Genomic DNA, 13575 nt, shown 5'->3' on the forward strand with positions numbered 1-13575 from the left:
AAATCCCTAGTAACCGCAAGGTTTCTGGGGATTTTTGCTATTCATTCGCAACATTTTTAAGGGCCTCCCCAGGCCCAAAAATTCAACTATAATTCAACTCGGCCTTTTTTCTCCTCAAATTCAACTCTAAGTTCAACAGATAACACCCGGCGCTTTATGCCTTTTTCAAGAACACCTCCGCCAGAATGTCGGCGTTCCGCTCGTCCGCTTCCTCCATCACATGGGCGTAGATGTTGGCGGTGGTGCTCACCTGGGCGTGGCCCAGCCTCTTGCTGATACTCACACTGTCCACGCCGTTGAAGTACAGCATGGAGGCCATTGTGTGGCGAAAGGCATGGGTGGTGATGTGCGGCAGACCGTGACGCTTGCTAAACTTTGCCAGCCAATCGGTCACACTATCCGGGTGCATGGGACAGCCGTTGTCTTGGGTGAATACAAAACCCTGGTTCTCATAATAGGTCCCCAGCCGCAAACGCTCCGTGTTCTGCCAGATACGGTACTCTCTAAGCATCTCCATAGTCTCCCGTGGCAGACTCACATAGCGGTTAGAGGTTGCTGTCTTTGGGGTGCTTTCATAGATACCGATGTCGGCAGAGTACAACACAGAATTGCAGATATGTATATGTTCTGCCTCGAAGTCCACCTTATCCCACTTTAGGCCCAGAATCTCGCCTCTCCTGGCCCCGGTTATCAGTAGCAGGTGGGTAATGGTCCTCCACTTGATGGGCTCAGTCTCCAGAGTCTCTCGGATGGCCGCCACCTGTTCCGGCTGGAAATAGTTGACCTCTTTCTTCTCAACCTTTGGCAGAGTGGCCTTGCCCGCCACGTTAAAGGGTACAAGCCCCTCCTTGCTAGCCTGCTCCAATACCGTTGAGATTAGCCGATGGTGCTCTACTACAGTCTTAGCCGATAAACTCCGCTGGTTTTTCTGGATAGAAAAAGCCTTATCAAGTTTGACACCCAGCGCATTGGCTACACCTCCGGCAATATCCACTCCAACTGGCTTACCCTTAATTGCCGCACAAACTGCCCCTAGCGGCAGTTCTGAGGTATTTGCAATACCCGCCCTAGTCAATCCCTTATCTTTTAGCAACGAGGCCAAATCGAGCTTACAGACGGCTTTATCACTGCCTTTCTCCGCCCCTTCCTTGCCAAGTGCCGTATAGAGGCTGTTTAAGTGGTCAGCTCTCAAGTCCTTTAGCTTGATATGGCCCATGGCAGGGAAAATCCTGTCTGTTAGCTCCTTGTACCTCACTATGGTACTATGCTTAACTCCCCGGGACTCCTTCAGCTCCAGCACATACTCACAATAATCCCGGAAGGTCTGGCGGCTGTCCGATGTCACACCCTCCCTGCACTCCTTCTCAAAGGTCGCGGCGAACGCCTCGGCCTTTTTCCTTGCGCTCTTTTCCGTCCATGTGGGCTTTACTTCAAAGGTAGCGGTATATGGCTTTAGCTGCTTACCCTCCGCACCACGCCCCCGGTGGACGCGAATACTGTAACATATCCGCCTGCCGGACTTGTCCCGGCGCTCCTGGATATTAGCCATTCAACCGCCTCCTTTTGAGAAAGTCCTCCACTCTGTCATCCAACAAGTGTACAAGGGAACTCATGGCTATATACTTTGGGTCTTGTATTCTCTCCACGTATGCCTGCAAATGTTTTTGAAATTGCGGCTCCAGCTCGTGGTCATTTCTGTCCTTTTCCAGCATTACGGCAATCCAGATGCTGATTATCAACTCCTGAAACTCTTTTTGCTCAAAGAGCCAGTTGGAGATTTCCGCTGACTGAACGCGCCCCTCCTCTATCTGCGAGCCATACGTAAGGTCGCGCAAAAAGCGGACAGCCTCATGTGAAAGCTTCAAATATTCGCAAACCTCCGCCTCTGCCGCTTCCGGGTCTCTGACCTGAGAGCGCCCTACCAGCCAGTCAACCGGCACCTGGAAATAGTCGGCGATGGCACATAGGGCGGTCAGCCCCGGCTCTGCCTTACCGTTCTGGTAGTTTGACAGTGCTCCCACTGAGATGTCGATTTCTTTTGCCAGCTCCTTAATGGATTTCCCGCTCTCTTTTGTCAGACCGCTGAGCCGTTGGGCCAGCAATCGGGCGTAAGAATCTTGTTTCATTCGCTCATCCTCTCTACACATAATCGTGAACCCCACTTCTAAATCATCATCAAAAAGAACATCGTGAACTTGCTTGACATTTTCAGCTCCGTTCTCTATAATGAAACCACGTTTACAAGTTCATTATTATTCTACACGATGTCCAGGCTGATGTCAAGTAGATAATTCAAAGCGAAAGGAAGATGAGTAATGAAAGCGAACGAAACTGTACGCAAGGCCGCACGAACCGCCAATGTCCCACTCTGGAAGGTCGCGGCAGAGTTGGGAATCTCCGAACCCACCTTGACCCGGTGGCTTCGGTTCCCGCTCGCCCCGGACAAGGTGGCCGCTATGCTGGCAGCAATCGAGAAACTGGAAAGAGAGGTGGTTTAATGGAGAAACGCTTTTTGACCATCCGCCAGACCGCCAAGCTGGGGCTTCTGAGCGAGTACCAGCTACGGCTCTGGCAAAAGCAAGGCAAGCTTCCGGGGGTGTACTCCGGGGTGAAATTCATGGTGAACGTTCCCCAACTTGAGGAAAAGCTGGAGGAGATAAGCTAGAATGGAGGGGTATGCGCAAATCAGGAGAAAGCGGCCCAAAGGGGCTGGGAGAGCAGTAAATGCAACGGCTATACTGTGCGGCGTTCAGCTTAGAATTGATGATAGAATAAGTCTGTAAACAAGTGGTGTGTCAGGTGTGTCAGTTCAAAATAGAGGTCACTACGCGAGAGCAAATATTTTTACCTCTATATTTTGTTGACACACCTGACACACACTCGGCTTGCCGGGTATAAATGCGGCCCCGAAGGGGGCGCGGGTACGGAAAACGGCTATTGGACGTTTTTTGTACGAGCCAGCATCGCATTTGTATCACATTTGTAAGGACAAATGTACGGCAAACGCAAACTGGATAGGGCGAGCCCTATAACCCCATGTTTTTTGAGCGCTGACGCGCTGAAGGAGGGATTTGGTTGACAGATAAGCGTAAGTTTGACATACGGCTCTCCGTCAGCCTTCAAACCGGAGAAATCCTTGCACTGGCATTTTCTAACGGAAAGAGGCATGATTTTCAACTATTCAAGGATTCTCATGTCCATGTCAAGGCAGAAACTGTGTTGGAGGCAGACACCGGATACCAGGGACTTGCTCAGATACACTCCAATTCTCTTCTGCCAAAAAAGCGTTCCAAGAACCCTCCGTTGTCCAAACAAGAACGCAAAGATAACCGCAAGATTTCTAAGAAACGCATTTTTATTGAACACGCTATCCGATTCGTTAAAAGGTTTCGGATCCTCTCTGAACGCTATCGCAACCGTAGGCATCGTTTCGCGCTTCGCTTTTCTTTGATTGCTGGTATCTGTAATTTTGACCGCTTTGCCTAATTTCGCAAGAGGTCTAATGTGTACTTAGGGAAATCGATATAATCCGATTTGGAACAAGTTGCTTATCTATCAAAGGTTATCAATTGTTACTGTGTGATATTAAAAATTTTATGTTGAAACTGGAGTGGAATTATGCTTACTTCTACAGATGCGATGAATCCTAGAGCCTGTTTTAAAAGCATCAAAGCAGCCAAACGAGGATACAGGAAAGACAAACAACGGCCTGAAAGCAAAGAGCTTTCTTCTCATATCTGGTAGCAAAACGGCGGTTGTTTTTGAGTTTAAGGAACAGATTTCCTACCAAATGGCACTCTTTGTAAGTGTGCCAGTCTGTTTTTCTGGGACGTTTGGCAATGATACGGCTTGGGATCACCACAATTCCGCCCCGTTCCTCCAGCCAACGCACAAACTTATTGCTGTCATAGCCTTTATTAGCCAGTATAAGTTTGCCCTTTCAGATCAAAAGGTTCCAACAGAGTCTGCGCCATACAGATATCGTTGCGGTTCCCGTTGGAGAGTAAAAAGCGCAATGGATTCCCCAGCCCCTCCACCGCATGGACTTTCGTGGTCAATCCTCCTCTGCTGCTCCCGGTTTCCCCGTGATACCCCCTTTTTAGCGCCACTGGCATGTTGGTGGGCCTTAATCGTGGTGCTGTCTAGCATCAGGTGTCGTTTCATCTACCATGTCCTGCTCAATCAGGGCAAAAGGACACTTTCCCATACGCCCGCTCATGATTGCTTTTTTCTGGCCGGCCCCTTTGGGGCTTTCTCTCGGGGGGAAGAGGGTCTTGATTTTATTCCATTGTCTTTCACTGATTTCATGTACTCTATTCTATCACTTCTTCCTTTTGCACGCAATAGCAGAGTTCTAAAACAGACTCTAGGAAATCTCTGTGTGCGCTCTGCTTTGCCGTCTCGATATTGTATCCGATGCCCTGACCCCATACAGGTATAGAAGCCCCTACGCCACAGAACGGAGGATATTGCAGATTACCGTTATCATGTTGTACTGCTGTTTCTCCCAAGTATCCGGGCTCATAACCTCAACCTCATAGCACAAGTAGTTTAGTTTTCGTTCCTCCACAGGACAGCTCTCTTCCTCCTGATACATAGGCGTCATCAGATTTTGCCCGAACTGTCCGAACCGTGTGACAATGACAAGGCAATGCGTCAGTATCGCGGCTGGAAATCCAATGGCAAAAAAGTATCCGAAGAATTCTTTGCTGGATATCCCCTGCTTATATGTGATTCTTTCCCTACTGATCACTCCTTTTACAAGAAGAGTGCAGAATATCATGGGAAATAGAAAGGCCAATCTACATATACAAATTGATAGCCCAAGTGCGTAAATATTCTTACGCAGGAATCGGCTGATTATCGCTTTCGTTTCAGCCTCTGCGGCCCTGCAATTATAGCGTAAGGGCGAAGTGGTTGATACCGTTACCAACAGGTGCGGACGGCACGGCAAAATCCAAGGAGCTGTACCTTGGCAGATATGAGGTAAAGGAAATCATAGCCCCGTATGGCATGGTGCTGAACGAGGAAGTCCACAGCGTAGAGCTTGTGTATGCAGGTCAGAATATTGCCGTGACTGAAACGGCAACAGGCTTTGTAAACGAGCGTCAGCGTGTGGAAATCGACCTTGTAAAGAGTTTTGAAACGGACGAAGCTTACGGCATCGGAAAGAACGGCGAAATCTTTGATGTGACCTTTGGTCTGTATGCAGCCGAGGAACTGACCGCCGCAGACGGCGAAGTTATCCCTGCTGACGGACTGATTGAGATTATCTCTCTTGATGAAAACGGCAAAGGCATGGTCAGGAGCGACCTGCCGATTGGCAGCTACTATGTGCAGGAAATCTCCACCAACTCCGCCTATATCATCAGCGACCAGAAATACCCTGTTATCTTTGAATACGCAGGACAGGACACCGCAACCGTCCACATCTCCGCCAATGACCGCAACGCCATTGAGAATGAAATCATCTACGGCTCTGTCAGCGGAAAGAAATCGGACGAGGACGGCAACGCTCTGGGCGGTGCTGTTATCGGTATCTTTAAGACAGGAACAACCGAGTTTACAGAGGAAAATGCCATTGCCACTACCGTATCCGCAGAGGACGGTAGTTTTTCTTTTGCCGAAGTACCCTATGGCACATGGGTAATCCGTGAAATCGAAAGCCCGACAGATTTTGTACTTTCCGAGGAAGAAATCGCCGTGACAGTCAGCGAAGTGGACGAGGTTGTGGAAATCGAGCTTGTCAACTACTTCATCAAGGGCAGCATTGAGCTGACAAAGGTGGACGAGGACTATCCCGAAAACAAGCTCTCTGGTGCGGTGTTCGAGGTCTACTCCGATACCAATGGCGACGGCAAACTGGATAAGGAAGGCAGGACACGCCGCAGATTGCAGGAGAAGCTCCCCGAACTGCTTGGAAGCCTGCGGATGCAGAAGCTCCGAGCCAGAGGGGAAAAGGCATACCGTAAGTATGCAAAAAGCGATTGAACGGAGGTCTGATTGTCGAGGAAGAAAAGCGCTCCAATGGCGGCTATGAGATTATAGAGGGCTGTACGGTAGTTAGCGAAGCTAACTACACGGGAGATACAGAACTTGTCATCGGGCATAACCCCAAAGCCCCCAACCCCTATGTGTGTTGGTACTGCAAGGGCGGGGACAACTATTTCTGGGGATATTACTGCAACGAACTGTCGGCGGCACGGGAAAAGCTGAATGAACGCTACCAGACCGAGAGCCGTATGCCCTATAACAATCCCCCCGCCCCGAAGCAGAGAAACGACGATAACCGTTAGCGATAAAAAGGCTGCGGAAAGCAGCCCTAAAAAATATGACTGTACGACCTGCCCTTATCCCCGATATAAGGACAGGCACATTATTTTCTGCGATGGGTAATTCCATCAATCTCCTCCATTGCTTCCTTAAAATTCGTTATCTCTTTTGGTACAGCAGTAGTAAAGTCCAACTGTGCCGGGTTAATTCTGCGATTATGTATGGCATAATTAACTCTATCTGCACAGTGGCATGTCCCGTTTCCATATTCGCCACAGTATTCCTTTAAGAACTCTGCAACCTTTTTGCGGATTCTTGACAGGCGCTGGCGATAGGCTTCCGGCGTAATTCCCAGAATATCTCCAGCAATACGGCTGTCCAACTTGAACATCGTACCCAGTATGAAGATGCAGCGGCTTTCAGCGTCCAGGCACTGCAGCATAACATTGGTGCAGGAAAGCTTCAGCTCTTCAGCCAGAATAGACTGCTCTACATTCTGAGTCAGATCCGGCACATCACCGATTTTTGCGTTTTTGATATCGTCCCCATAAAACTCAAAGCTGAGGGGGAACTTGGCAAACATATGCTTCTGGTAGTTCTTCAGATGGTTGGTCGCAATGCTGAACACCCATGTTGAAAATGAACTCTCACCCTTAAAGGAAGACAGGTGGGTAATGACTTTCAGCAGGATATCCTGTGTTGCGTCCTCCGCATCATGGAAAGTTCCAAGCATACGCAGGGAAAGGTTAAACACCAGATCCTGTATGCCAAGCACAATGCTCTCAAGTGACCTTTTATCCCCAGATGTCGCTTTTTGGACCAAATCCAATAATTCTTCGTTCGTAAACTGATTCATGATTCCTCTTTTCTGAAGCGCTTATGCTATTTTATACGGAAACACATCTGGAAGCATTTGACTCCGCCCCCCTCTGCGGCGCTTCAACGCAGGGTTTTATCCGTATATATAATTAGACAACCCTTTCCCGTATGTGCGACAGGAAATTTTATGTTTTTCAAAAAACTACTATTTCCCCTCCAGCGCCTTTGTTCCCGCTATCAAAACCCTCAATGAAATTTCAAAACTCTCCTCAATAGATACCGGATTTCCAAACGCATGGTTATTTACCAGTAAGGCGAAGCCTTCCAAGAATCCACGATATGTGCGTATCAGGTGTTCGCTGTTTTCCTTTGATATATTAAGCATGGTGAAAGCTTTATATATTATGGAAAACATCTCTTTCGTGGCATTCTGCGTTTCCTCATTTTCAAATTTGTTGTACCAGAGCATCGCATTGAAAACACCAGGATTTTCAGTTGCGTACTTATAAAACGCGCGGCAGATTGCTTCCAACGCAATATACCCGCTGACACATACTGCCGCACCCGTAAGAGCTTTGTCCATTTGTCTCCAGCCAAAGAGCATAATTTCCTTTTGTAGTTCCTCTATACCTTTAATATGATTGTAAAGGGACGGAGGCTGAACATTTAAGTGTTCAGCGAGCAATTTCAATGTAATCTTATCATAACCGATTTCATTTGCCAGTTCAGCCGCTTTTCGTATTACTGTTTCCTTATCAAGGCCCGCTCGTGCCATCATGCACCTCCGAAAACTATTCTTACTTATATTATAACTAATCAGAATAATTTTGCCAAGAGTCCTCTGCGCTGTCAGACCTCTATGTTTCTCACCTTCTGTGCCATATTAAACATCAATAGCTGTTCTTTTAGATGAGCATATATCTGCTTCGCCGTCATATCCTCATATTCCATTGAATCAAAGCAGCAGTTTATGATACGCTCCGCCGGAACATTTCGCTTGGTCTTAAGCTTTTCCATAATCATTTTGAGTATCGTAGACTTTCCGCAGCGGCGTACTCCTGTGAGTATTTTTGCAAAAAGGATGTCCATATAAGCCATTATTTTATCCACCTCTCACGTCTTTGACCGACACTTCAAGGCTTCCGCTGAAATTTTCACCTTTCAGAACTAGGTAATTATCGCCTGACGAAATCGTGTACTCTTTCGTATCCTCCGAACTGGTATTTGCAACCGAGTATTCATCGCTACCGGCGATCCAATTCAACTCCGCCGTTCCACCCTCTATGGTAAGTTTATAGGTTACTTGCAGGTGATTGCCGTTTTCACGATTCAAAGCCGTTCCGCCGAAAATGAACTCTTTTCCGTTAAATCCATCATAGGCAGCCACATAAGTACCCGTATAGGCGTCAACGCCTTCGTCTTTCTCACCCTGCAAATCCTTTTCTTTTGTAAGTGCGTGTTTGCTGAAGGACTGGACCCACCTGTCCCACCCGTCAATAAGATTGTCTTTCAAGCTGCCTTTATCATGATTAGAGCTGCACGCAGAAAGAACGCCGATAATACTCAAAACCAAAAGAACAGATAGGATTGTTTTTGCCTTTTTCATAACGCTCACCTCACATAAAGTGCGTGTTTATCATCATTCCCACGAATACAATTCCCCCAACGGCATAAAGGCTGTTTACAACCAAGCAGACTTTCATTAAATTGCTTTGCGCCTTTGCCTTGATATATGAGATAATGGTAAACACGCCGCTGAAAATCATAAATGCAGCATAGCAGGCAATCATAATTTCAGCAACAGGCGATTCTAACGCCCAATCAAAAGTTCTAAGAGGGAGAACTGTCCACGGGACAAAAAGCATAATGGTGCTGACAGTGGTTAAAATTTTGGTTTTCATAATAATTATCTCCTTTCAGCCTGCCCGAAACGAAGGCAGGAAATGCCCAAACATAAGATTGTAATAAGGGTGGCAACAGGTATCCATGGTATGAGTTCGACCTGCGCCATATCAAGATTTGTTGCAAGTTTTCCATATTCTGCCGTTATCACAAAGAACGGATACGACATTGGATAGACAAACCATGCCTTTGTATTGATTATCAATACAGATGGAACTATCGAAGCTAAGCCAATACCGATTGAAAAAATCGGCGTCTGGATACAAACCGATAGCATCCAAAAAAATGCAATCATCGGTATTGCAGACAGAAATATCAAGCTAATTTCTTTCAGTACAAATAACGGCGGCAGAATGAAGTTATAATCCTGTGTCCCCGAACTGATGGCGGCGCTGGCATAGTACACGCCCGTCATCATTAAGATTTGCACTGCCGCCAGCGTGAGCAATACAACAAACTTGGCTATACAGAGTTTCGCTGTACTTATAGGCAGGGAGAGCATTTTCAAAATGCCCTTGTTTGCTCTTTCCGTCTGACTTAAAAGAACTGTCCCAACTACCATACTTGCGGGGAACATAAACCACGCCATTCCCATAAAACCTTGAATAAAGAAATTGTTTTCCGGCGAAATCCCCTCCGCCTGCATACCAAAATTCATTTTAGCATTCAGGATAGATGGTATCCAAAGAATAACGGCAGCCACAGCCAAAATGAAAAGGATTTTAGATCGGCGTATCTTTCCTGCCTCTACGCCGACAAGTGTTAAAAAGTTCATTCAAACGACCTCCTTACCTTTACGAGTATGAGCTGTGCTAATCCACAAATAGCAAGCTCTGCGATTGCTCCGCAGATATAGTACGTTGACCTCGTTATATCTGCACCCGCAAATATCTGAAAAGGCATTGCAAAGGGAAAAAGGGAAAGAGCAAAATTCGTTGCCGGCAGCATCGTTGCGGTAAATACGCATACTACGCCGATCCCAAGGGATACCCACATATTTTTACAGGCTTCCGAAATAAGAAGCGACAAAATCATGCAGGGTAACATCAACAATAACGAATACCCAAAATATTTGCACAGTTCACCAAAAAAGCCGCTTCCGACCTCAAACCAATGATAAGAACAGAATGTGATTGCTCCAGCTTCAAGGACAAGCACAAAAAGGCTCATAAAAGCCGTCAAAACCGCTTTACCAAAGAAAATGGAGCTTTCCAGAATTGGCAGGGACTTCATTTTCTGCATAGCGTTGTCAGCATATTCCGTATGATATAAAAGGCAGCTTCCGGCTACAACAAGCAGCACATTCAGCATGGCCATCATCTGCCAGTTTGCACCAAGCAAAATTTGTATTGGACTGCCCTGCTGGTTAAGATACATTTCAGAACGGACTGCCATGTTGATCACAGGAACAGCCGCAGCTAATATTCCGCCGCCGAAGAATGAAGGCAAAAAACCAGTCCGCTTTACCTTTTTACATTCCAAAGAAACACTCATCGCACCTCCCCCCTTTGTCTGTTGTCAGCGTCGATCAGGGCAAGGAAGGTATCCTCCAGATTATCCGTAGGGTAGCCCTGTGAAACTGCACTGGATTTCAACTGATCAAGCGTTCCCTCAAACAGCAAATGACCGTGATTCAAAATGCCGATGGTGTCCGCCATCAGTTCTATTTCGGACAGCAGGTGCGACGATACCAAAACGGTACAATTAAACTTTTCCGGCAAAGAACGGATCAGCGTTCGGATTTCGTGAATACCGACAGGATCAAGTCCGTTTGTCGGTTCGTCTAAAATCAGGATCGGCGGCTTTCCGATTAAGGCGCTTGCAAGACCTAACCGCTGTTTCATTCCAAGAGAATATTTTTTTGCAAGCCGCTTCTTAAACTGCGTCAGTCCCACGATTTCAAGTGCTTCCGCTACGGTGGATTTAGGCAACCCTAATATTTTGCGGATAATTTCGAGATTTTCTTCACCGCTTAAATTCCCATAAAAAGCGGGGGCTTCAATAAACGAGCCGATTTCTTTTAGAATCTGCACTCTGTTGTCGGAGTACGTCTTCCCATCAATCGTAAATGAACCGCCGGTAGGTTTGGTAAGCCCCAAAAACATTTTCATGGTAGTGGACTTTCCGGCACCGTTCGGACCGAGAAAGCCATAGACAGCACCTTTCGGAATATGCAGGTCGATACCCGAAACCGCTGTAAAATCTGCATACGATTTCGTTAAGTTTTTTGTTTCAATGATATTCATTGTGTTTGCTCCTTTCTTATCATTGCAAGTACATTGTAACTTCTCAACCTTGTGCTAACCTTCTCGTGTCCTTACATTTACCTTACATTTCATCGCATATTAGAAAATGACACATTTTCTATGGTATAATAGGAAGCACAAAGGAGGCACCCTTATGGACTTTGATTACTTAAAACAAAAACGCATTTTGCTTGTCGATGATGAGCAGGAGCTTTTAGATATGGTCGTATCCATCTTAAACGAGGGCGGATTTCAAAATATCAGAACGGCAAAAACGGTAAGTGAAGCAGTTACGGTTTCTGAAACCTATCAGCCTGAACTTGCGATTCTCGATGTAATGCTCCCTGATGGGAATGGGTTTGCCCTGATGGAGCGGCTTAAACAATCGGCTGATTATCCCATGCTGTTCTTAACTGCCCGTGGCGAGGATGACGATAAGTTCCATGGCTTCGGACTTGGCGCAGATGATTATATGGTAAAGCCGTTTTTGCCAAAGGAGCTTTTATTCCGTATAAATGCCATTCTTCGCAGAAGCTATAAAGCAGAAAATCCCCTTGTGAAACTGCGTGACAGCGAAATTGACTTTGCGCGTGCAGAGGTCATAAAGAATGGAGAACATATTTTACTTACGGCAAAAGAACATGACCTCCTTACAGCTTTATATCGGAACGCAGGGCGAATTGTTACGATTGACGCTCTCTGCGAAGCGGCTTGGGGCGATAATCCTTTCGGCTACGAAAACTCGCTGATGGCGCATATCCGCCGTATCAGAGAAAAAATTGAAGCGAACCCATCTCAGCCTGTTTCTCTGATAACAATCAAGGGACTTGGATATAAGCTCGTTACGGAGGGCAAGTGACATGAAAAGCGTACCGAAACTAATACGGCGTTTTATCGGTATTATGCTCCTCTCCTCGATGTTGCTCATTATTCTGAATTTCGCTTTATTGGGAATATATACGCTGAATCAGGCGCCGAATGGTTCTCCTTGGATAACGGCGCAGGAAGTTGCCGATCACTTATCCAAAAGTGAAACCGGATATGTTTTAAGCGAAGACACCGCGCTTGAACTTCAACACGCAAATGTATGGGCTATTTTTATTGACAACAGGGCAATGAAAGTAGTATGGCAGACGGATTATCTTCCCGAAGCCGTACCCATGTCATACACCATTTCGGATATAGCGAGCCTGACCCGTGGTTATATCGACGGATATCCTACATTTACAGGAGAAGCGGAAAACGGACTTGTGGTACTGGGCTATCCGAAAGACAGCTTTTGGAAACATATGTGGCCGAGTTGGGACTATCATTTCATCGTCAACTTGCCCAAAACAGTCCTTTCTGTTTTAGCAATCAATCTGGCCCTGATTTTTATCATCTATGTGATTGCCAATTCCAATCTGTTAAAATCCGTGAAACCGATTGTCAGTGGAATACAGGCTTTGTCAACCAACGAAGAAGTCCACATCAGGGAAAAGGGGCTTTTATCCGAGCTTGCAGTAAGCATTAACAAGACCTCAGATATTTTAAAAACGCAAAGTGGACAGCTCCGAAAAAGAGAAACCGCAAGAGCAAATTGGATCGCAGGGGTGTCCCACGACATACGAACCCCTCTGTCAATGGTAATGGGGTATGCCGGCCAGTTGGAAAGTGATATGCAGCTATCAGAAGATAACCGTCAAAAAGCGGCGGTTATTGTACGCCAAAGCAAACGAATGCGAAACCTGATTAACGACTTGAATCTTGCGTCCAAGCTGGAATATAATATGCAGCCGATAAGCCCTGAAAGGCAAAATCTAATTGCCGTTGTCCGTCAGGTAGTAGTTGATTTCATCAATATGAGTATTGATGAAAAGTACACGATTGAATGGGAAACAGATGAAGAATTAACTTCCTGTACCGCAAATGTTGACAAAGACTTAATTAAAAGAGCAGTAAGTAATCTGATTCAAAACAGCATGAATCATAACGAACAAGGAAGCCATATCTTCGTTCGTGTTGTAGCTGAAGATGCTGTTTGTACGGTCGTTGTTGCCGATGACGGTGTGGGTGCAACAGATGAGCAGATTGAAAAATTGAACAACACGCCGCATTATATGGTGTGCGATGAACAAACAAACGAACAGCGCCATGGATTAGGATTGCTCCTTGTCAAACAAATCATATTTGCACACAACGGCATAATGCAGATAAAGCATAGCGAGCACGGCGGCTTTGAGGTCGATCTAAGCTTGCCGATGTCTGTGTAAGGCAAAAGAGGAAATATGTAAAGCCCTGATACCCACATTGATTTGTGAAGGATCAGGGCTTTTGATTATTTATGCTTTCTGAA

Annotated in this window: 18 protein-coding genes and 1 pseudogene; 7 read left to right on the forward strand and 12 right to left on the reverse strand. The window is 46.3% G+C overall.

Features of this window, described 5'->3' with window-relative positions:
- Positions 1 to 154: 154 nt before the first annotated feature.
- Together ADH66_RS09870 and ADH66_RS09875 are read right to left on the reverse strand one after the other, a co-directional pair.
- Positions 155 to 1549 (reverse strand): site-specific integrase, encoded by a 1395-nt coding sequence (locus ADH66_RS09870; RefSeq protein WP_066541272.1) that lies wholly within the window; start codon positions 1547 to 1549, stop codon positions 155 to 157.
- Positions 1542 to 2126 (reverse strand): helix-turn-helix domain-containing protein, encoded by a 585-nt coding sequence (locus ADH66_RS09875; protein ID WP_066541270.1) that lies wholly within the window; start codon positions 2124 to 2126, stop codon positions 1542 to 1544. Before ADH66_RS09875 ends, ADH66_RS09870 begins: the two co-directional genes overlap by 8 nt.
- A 189-nt stretch (positions 2127 to 2315) precedes the next feature.
- On the opposite strand from ADH66_RS09875, the gene ADH66_RS09880 reads away from it, so the two are divergent.
- The 3 genes from ADH66_RS09880 (at position 2316) to ADH66_RS09885 (ending at position 3486) form a co-directional block, all read left to right on the forward strand.
- Positions 2316 to 2498, forward strand: coding sequence for a hypothetical protein (locus ADH66_RS09880; protein WP_066541268.1), 183 nt, complete (start codon positions 2316 to 2318; stop codon positions 2496 to 2498).
- A complete protein-coding gene (locus ADH66_RS20010; RefSeq protein WP_157130719.1) occupies positions 2498 to 2665 on the forward strand; it encodes a hypothetical protein in 168 nt (55 codons plus the stop codon). The genes ADH66_RS09880 and ADH66_RS20010 overlap by 1 nt, the downstream gene beginning before the upstream one ends.
- Positions 2666 to 3075: 410 nt before the next feature.
- Positions 3076 to 3486, forward strand: a complete 411-nt coding sequence (locus ADH66_RS09885) for a transposase (protein WP_157767205.1) — start codon at positions 3076 to 3078, stop codon at positions 3484 to 3486.
- Positions 3487 to 3667: 181 nt separating this feature from the next.
- Here the strand turns inward: ADH66_RS09885 and ADH66_RS21740 are convergent, their stop codons facing one another.
- Positions 3668 to 3928 carry a transposase gene (locus ADH66_RS21740; RefSeq protein ID WP_089413688.1) on the reverse strand — a complete coding sequence of 87 codons (261 nt, stop codon included), beginning with the start codon at positions 3926 to 3928 and terminating at the stop codon, positions 3668 to 3670.
- Between the two features lie 519 nt (positions 3929 to 4447).
- Positions 4448 to 4597: a hypothetical protein gene (locus ADH66_RS20625; RefSeq protein WP_207652975.1), complete on the reverse strand. Its 150-nt coding sequence runs from the start codon at positions 4595 to 4597 to the stop codon at positions 4448 to 4450.
- Positions 4598 to 4904: 307 nt separating this feature from the next.
- On the opposite strand from ADH66_RS20625, the pseudogene ADH66_RS09900 reads away from it, so the two are divergent.
- Both ADH66_RS09900 and ADH66_RS09905 read left to right on the forward strand, forming a co-directional pair.
- A pseudogene (locus ADH66_RS09900) lies at positions 4905 to 5874 on the forward strand (MSCRAMM family protein); the annotation flags it as partial.
- Between the two features lie 113 nt (positions 5875 to 5987).
- Entirely contained in the window at positions 5988 to 6296 is a 309-nt protein-coding gene (locus ADH66_RS09905) for a hypothetical protein (RefSeq protein WP_236757005.1), read from the forward strand.
- An 80-nt stretch (positions 6297 to 6376) separates the two neighbouring features.
- Here the strand turns inward: ADH66_RS09905 and ADH66_RS09915 are convergent, their stop codons facing one another.
- The 8 genes from ADH66_RS09915 to ADH66_RS09950 all read right to left on the reverse strand — a co-directional run bounded on the left by ADH66_RS09915 (position 6377) and on the right by ADH66_RS09950 (position 11240).
- Complete coding sequence (locus tag ADH66_RS09915; protein WP_084384555.1) at positions 6377 to 7129, reverse strand: RNA polymerase sigma factor; 753 nt, start codon at positions 7127 to 7129, stop codon at positions 6377 to 6379.
- Between the two features lie 168 nt (positions 7130 to 7297).
- Positions 7298 to 7867, reverse strand: a complete 570-nt coding sequence (locus tag ADH66_RS09920) for a TetR/AcrR family transcriptional regulator (protein ID WP_066541263.1) — start codon at positions 7865 to 7867, stop codon at positions 7298 to 7300.
- A gap of 74 nt (positions 7868 to 7941) precedes the next feature.
- Complete coding sequence (locus ADH66_RS09925) at positions 7942 to 8190, reverse strand: AAA family ATPase (protein ID WP_066541262.1); 249 nt, start codon at positions 8188 to 8190, stop codon at positions 7942 to 7944.
- Between the two features lie 4 nt (positions 8191 to 8194).
- Positions 8195 to 8698 (reverse strand): hypothetical protein, encoded by a 504-nt coding sequence (locus ADH66_RS09930; RefSeq protein WP_066541261.1) that lies wholly within the window; start codon positions 8696 to 8698, stop codon positions 8195 to 8197.
- Between the two features lie 10 nt (positions 8699 to 8708).
- Positions 8709 to 8993 carry a hypothetical protein gene (locus ADH66_RS09935; RefSeq protein ID WP_066541260.1) on the reverse strand — a complete coding sequence of 95 codons (285 nt, stop codon included), beginning with the start codon at positions 8991 to 8993 and terminating at the stop codon, positions 8709 to 8711.
- Between the two features lie 5 nt (positions 8994 to 8998).
- On the reverse strand, positions 8999 to 9769 hold the full coding sequence (locus ADH66_RS09940) for an ABC transporter permease (RefSeq protein ID WP_066541259.1): 771 nt from the start codon (positions 9767 to 9769) through the stop codon (positions 8999 to 9001).
- Positions 9766 to 10476, reverse strand: a complete 711-nt coding sequence (locus tag ADH66_RS09945) for an ABC transporter permease (RefSeq protein ID WP_236757009.1) — start codon at positions 10474 to 10476, stop codon at positions 9766 to 9768. Before ADH66_RS09945 ends, ADH66_RS09940 begins: the two co-directional genes overlap by 4 nt.
- Before the next feature lie 8 nt (positions 10477 to 10484).
- Positions 10485 to 11240: an ABC transporter ATP-binding protein gene (locus tag ADH66_RS09950; RefSeq protein WP_066541257.1), complete on the reverse strand. Its 756-nt coding sequence runs from the start codon at positions 11238 to 11240 to the stop codon at positions 10485 to 10487.
- 154 nt (positions 11241 to 11394) lie between these two features.
- On the opposite strand from ADH66_RS09950, the gene ADH66_RS09955 reads away from it, so the two are divergent.
- Together ADH66_RS09955 and ADH66_RS09960 are read left to right on the forward strand one after the other, a co-directional pair.
- Positions 11395 to 12099: a response regulator transcription factor gene (locus tag ADH66_RS09955; protein WP_066541256.1), complete on the forward strand. Its 705-nt coding sequence runs from the start codon at positions 11395 to 11397 to the stop codon at positions 12097 to 12099.
- 1 nt (position 12100) lies between these two features.
- Positions 12101 to 13492: a sensor histidine kinase gene (locus tag ADH66_RS09960; RefSeq protein ID WP_066541255.1), complete on the forward strand. Its 1392-nt coding sequence runs from the start codon at positions 12101 to 12103 to the stop codon at positions 13490 to 13492.
- Positions 13493 to 13575 lie beyond the last annotated feature (83 nt).

Source organism: Acutalibacter muris, assembly GCF_002201475.1.
GTDB classification, from domain to species: domain Bacteria; phylum Bacillota; class Clostridia; order Oscillospirales; family Acutalibacteraceae; genus Acutalibacter; species Acutalibacter muris.

What these genes read in the sequence shown, in the direction of transcription:
- ADH66_RS20625 (WP_207652975.1), bottom strand. Translation starts at nt 4,597, where the DNA reads ATGTATCAGGAGGAAGAGAGCTGTCCTGTGGAGGAACGAAAACTAAAC.
- ADH66_RS09875 (WP_066541270.1), bottom strand. Translation starts at nt 2,126, where the DNA reads ATGAAACAAGATTCTTACGCCCGATTGCTGGCCCAACGGCTCAGCGGT.
- ADH66_RS09915 (WP_084384555.1), bottom strand. Translation starts at nt 7,129, where the DNA reads ATGAATCAGTTTACGAACGAAGAATTATTGGATTTGGTCCAAAAAGCG.
- ADH66_RS09930 (WP_066541261.1), bottom strand. Translation starts at nt 8,698, where the DNA reads ATGAAAAAGGCAAAAACAATCCTATCTGTTCTTTTGGTTTTGAGTATT.
- ADH66_RS09870 (WP_066541272.1), bottom strand. Translation starts at nt 1,549, where the DNA reads ATGGCTAATATCCAGGAGCGCCGGGACAAGTCCGGCAGGCGGATATGT.
- ADH66_RS09960 (WP_066541255.1), top strand. Translation starts at nt 12,101, where the DNA reads ATGAAAAGCGTACCGAAACTAATACGGCGTTTTATCGGTATTATGCTC.
- ADH66_RS09935 (WP_066541260.1), bottom strand. Translation starts at nt 8,993, where the DNA reads ATGAAAACCAAAATTTTAACCACTGTCAGCACCATTATGCTTTTTGTC.
- ADH66_RS09925 (WP_066541262.1), bottom strand. Translation starts at nt 8,190, where the DNA reads ATGGCTTATATGGACATCCTTTTTGCAAAAATACTCACAGGAGTACGC.
- ADH66_RS09950 (WP_066541257.1), bottom strand. Translation starts at nt 11,240, where the DNA reads ATGAATATCATTGAAACAAAAAACTTAACGAAATCGTATGCAGATTTT.
- ADH66_RS20010 (WP_157130719.1), top strand. Translation starts at nt 2,498, where the DNA reads ATGGAGAAACGCTTTTTGACCATCCGCCAGACCGCCAAGCTGGGGCTT.
- ADH66_RS09880 (WP_066541268.1), top strand. Translation starts at nt 2,316, where the DNA reads ATGAAAGCGAACGAAACTGTACGCAAGGCCGCACGAACCGCCAATGTC.
- ADH66_RS09955 (WP_066541256.1), top strand. Translation starts at nt 11,395, where the DNA reads ATGGACTTTGATTACTTAAAACAAAAACGCATTTTGCTTGTCGATGAT.
- ADH66_RS09920 (WP_066541263.1), bottom strand. Translation starts at nt 7,867, where the DNA reads ATGGCACGAGCGGGCCTTGATAAGGAAACAGTAATACGAAAAGCGGCT.
- ADH66_RS09940 (WP_066541259.1), bottom strand. Translation starts at nt 9,769, where the DNA reads ATGAACTTTTTAACACTTGTCGGCGTAGAGGCAGGAAAGATACGCCGA.